This window comes from Carboxylicivirga sp. (assembly GCF_982718395.1).
Genome location: NZ_CEXQWX010000287.1, coordinates 1 through 3,508, shown reverse-complemented (window position 1 = coordinate 3,508; position 3,508 = coordinate 1). Strand labels below are relative to the sequence as shown.

Annotated in this window: 4 protein-coding genes; all 4 read right to left on the bottom strand. The window is 41.6% G+C overall.

Annotated features, from left to right (window positions below; genetic code table 11):
• Positions 1-27: 27 nt before the first annotated feature.
• The 4 genes from AC4MRQ_RS25340 to tnpA all read right to left on the bottom strand — a co-directional run bounded on the left by AC4MRQ_RS25340 (position 28) and on the right by tnpA (position 3,028).
• The gene (locus AC4MRQ_RS25340) at positions 28-522 is read right to left on the bottom strand and encodes a hypothetical protein (RefSeq protein ID WP_491200526.1); all 495 of its coding nucleotides are present in this window, start codon (positions 520-522) and stop codon (positions 28-30) included.
• 103 nt (positions 523-625) lie between these two features.
• Entirely contained in the window at positions 626-2,257 is a 1,632-nt protein-coding gene (gene tnpC / locus AC4MRQ_RS25335; protein WP_491200525.1) for an IS66 family transposase, read from the bottom strand.
• A gap of 97 nt (positions 2,258-2,354) precedes the next feature.
• Entirely contained in the window at positions 2,355-2,693 is a 339-nt protein-coding gene (gene tnpB / locus AC4MRQ_RS25330) for an IS66 family insertion sequence element accessory protein TnpB (RefSeq protein ID WP_491200524.1), read from the bottom strand.
• A 5-nt stretch (positions 2,694-2,698) separates the two neighbouring features.
• Entirely contained in the window at positions 2,699-3,028 is a 330-nt protein-coding gene (tnpA, locus tag AC4MRQ_RS25325; protein ID WP_491200523.1) for an IS66 family insertion sequence element accessory protein TnpA, read from the bottom strand.
• Between the last annotated feature and the right edge of the window lie 480 nt (positions 3,029-3,508).

The following is a 3,508-nucleotide window of genomic DNA, read 5'->3' as shown; positions in this document are numbered from 1 at the left end:
CCTGTTGGGTTAATTATCTCACTTCCGCTACCAAAGTACTACAATAATGCCCAGGTCAAGAACAAGATCATATTGCAAGTCCATCTTTCCGCCATCAGGCAGACGGAGGCGATAAGATTGGTTACGTGCTTCCATGAAGATTCCCAATGAATGATTCTTATCTGGTTTGACGTTGAACAGATATTCTACACCGATCCCAAGTGAGCCGCCAAAAGAAACAGCGTTTTTAAGAATCGGACAAAATGCGTACAACCCTATATGGACGTTCAATTGCTGATTATTGCGATGAAAGGTCTGGCGTAGTGCAAAACCAGATGAAAGAAAATGAATATAGTTACCATTGAATGGTGCAGCTATACTTCCAACAGAGGCTTCCACCTGAGACATACTATAGCGAAGCCTTAATTCCGGAAACTTGAATCTTGGTTTTAAGCCAACACCGATGGTGGGATGAGTGAGGCTGACCGATGTAAGTAGATCGTCTCCATACCAATGACAGAATCCTAGATCCGTGCGTAACATGAACGGCCTATCGTAAATATCCGGTCTATTACGTGTTGCAAAATTAAAAGATACTACAGGATTTGTTAGAGTAACTCCAAAGATTTCCAGATTTTCGTTGACTTTAGTTGGATTTTTGTTGACTTTTAGATTCTTGCCATCGGTGGGGAAGTAAATCGGCCAGGTCTAGATTATAATTGCTGTTATATTCCGGTATTCGGGTAAGAACATCAGTTAGCCACTCCCGTGGGTTTACTTCACTAGCCTTGCAGCAACCAAACAGTGAGTACATGATTGCGGCATTCTCTGCAGCGTCATGATTTCCGCAGAACATAAAGTTCTTTCTTCCCAAAGCAACTGGCCGGATGGCATTTTCCACCAGGTTGTTGTCGATGTTATACCTACCATCCAGATGGTACCTGGATAAACGGTGGAACAAGTTGTAAGTATATGACAAAGCTTTATGCATTCTGCCTTTTGGTATTGTTTTGGAAAAATAGTTGACAATCCACTTTTCAAAAGCCTTTTGTATGGGGTATGCAAGTCTCTGACGGAGCTCTGCCCTTTCACCATAATCCAGGTCTTGATCATCAGCCATTGCCTCCACCTTATAGAGCATGCCAATTTGTTCCAATGCATACTCTGCACCGGCTTTGTCTTCCTTTAAGGCTTCGGTAAACTTCCTTCGGGCATGAGCCCAGCAACCCAATAACAACACTCCCTTCTTATCTTCATAGATAGAATAGGCGTCGTAACCATCGGTTTGTACGGCACCTTTGAAGTTGTGAAGTAGTTCAATAATTACTTTCTGGGCTCTTGAGCCTTTATCATAATGAAAAAACACCAACTTGTCTATCACCGAACGAACTACCCACAAATAGGCTTTTACAGCCCGCTTCTTCTTATTGTTGATTACTGGTACAGTACTCTCATCAACCTGGATATAGTCCGTGGCAAGAACCAATTCCCGCAACCTGTAGTATAAGGCTCTGAGCAAATCACTACTTGCAATGAACCATCCATTGACAGTGGAAGCTGGTAGGCTTACCTGGGCTTGCTTAAAGATATCGATCTGACGATGGAAAGGAAGGTGGTACATGTATTTACCCAGAAGAAGTTCTGCCAGAAGACTGGCTCCGGCATTGCTTCGTGGTAGTGGAAGCAAGGGTAATGTGGCTATTTTTACACTCTTCTGTTCTTCTGCAGATTCATCTTCCAATTGTTGTAGTTTCTTTTTAAGCACATATTTTGGCCTGATGATCTGGCGTACATACAACTCTCCCGGCTTGTGTTCAAGGATTTCTGTTACCTCCTGACCAATACGCTCCCAGTTCTCATCGATACCTTCGGGTTCTATAACTTCTGTTTCACGGCGAAGGTGATCCGGTAAAGGCTGGCGCACTGGCTTGCTTTTTTTCTCTGGCTTCTTCCGTTCATAAGAAATAACCTCCTTGGCAGCCTTCTCTATAACACCCTGCTCCTGGGGGAGGATATCAAGTCCGCCAAAATCAAGCTTACGCTGGTTGGGATCTTCAGGTATGTATTTTTCTGTGCTGGACTTCCAGAACTTTCGGCGATACCAGGCCAATTGATCGGACAATTGCTTAATCTTGTCTGATTGTTCCTTAATAGTGGTTTCTGCCTTCTCCAATGCACCATTGTCATTTTTACGCAAGCGAGATAATTCCTGGTACATCTCATCGCGTTCCTGGAGTAAGGCTTCTATTAACTTATCTTTTTCTGTATTATCAACCACTGTTCTCGCTTGTGTTTTAACTGATGGCAAGCTAGCAAAACACGCTATAAACAGACTGAAAAACAGAGACGTATTGTCAACAATAAAAGAACATTTGTTAATAAGATTTTAGCTTTTGCTTTCGAGGTTTTACACTGCGGACAATTAGCAATAAATCGGACCATTTAATGGTTATGGAATGGTTCGTTTCATCATAGCCAGGCAACTTAAAACGGCCTGACTCCAATTTCTTATGATAGATGACCAGTCCGGCATATTCCATGTGCAGGATTTTCATAATAGTCTGCTGCCGGTTGACGAATATAAATACTTCCCCGTTGCGCACATCACGGTGCATTTCGGAGGTAACAATACCGCTTAAAGTGTAAAAACTCTTGCGCATATCAACAGGGTAACGGTACAGGTAATACGCCAGGTTTTGATGAAGGTGGAACATACCCGTTAATCGTATAGATGAATAAGTGCACGAAGATGGGGTAAGTCAAGGTCTTGCTTTACCCTTAGAATGGTTCCGTTTGGATAAAATAGCTCTATAGAAGATTCTGTTACCGCAGGCTTTTCTAGACAAACTGATCCCTTTGGGTGATTATTTGTTGGGGAGCTAACAACCATAGGTATGAAAATCCCATTATGCTGCTTGCTTTGTAATTTCTTCTTCCAATAGTGAAATGTGGCTGGTGCTATACCCTGGTTGGAACAAAACTCCTTTATGCTCAGTCCTGACTCCTGCTGGTGTTTGATTAACTCTTGAAAACGGTGTTCTTTTTGCATTAGATTTTTTCCGAAAGATAACAACCGCTAGTAGCCAAAAAAATACGTATCAGACCGTTGGTTTACGGCCTATCAGGTACATCAACGGACTGAGCATCCGTACAAATAGTAAAAGTGCTACAGAAAAGAATAAAAATGTATCGTTTCATTTATATCTCACAATTAATGCTAATAAATTATCGCCATTAAGGCGAAATAAAGTTTGAGCCAAATCTTGACTAACGGTAAATTTAGTGAATTTTAATTCCCTCTAAATCTTACCGTTAGCTTAAGGACTTAATCAGCTCTAAAAGATTAGATAAATTCATTTTCAATCTAATTTGTCGGTGCTGATGTGGGGAATGTTGCCCAACGGCTCGAATATGCGTAGTGCGGGATTTCAAAGCACTTCACTATCAAACCGCTACTTTGTTTATAAAATGCTTTAAAGCTCAAATTTACTACATCACCCCGCATTACGTATATTTATTGTTGGCAACC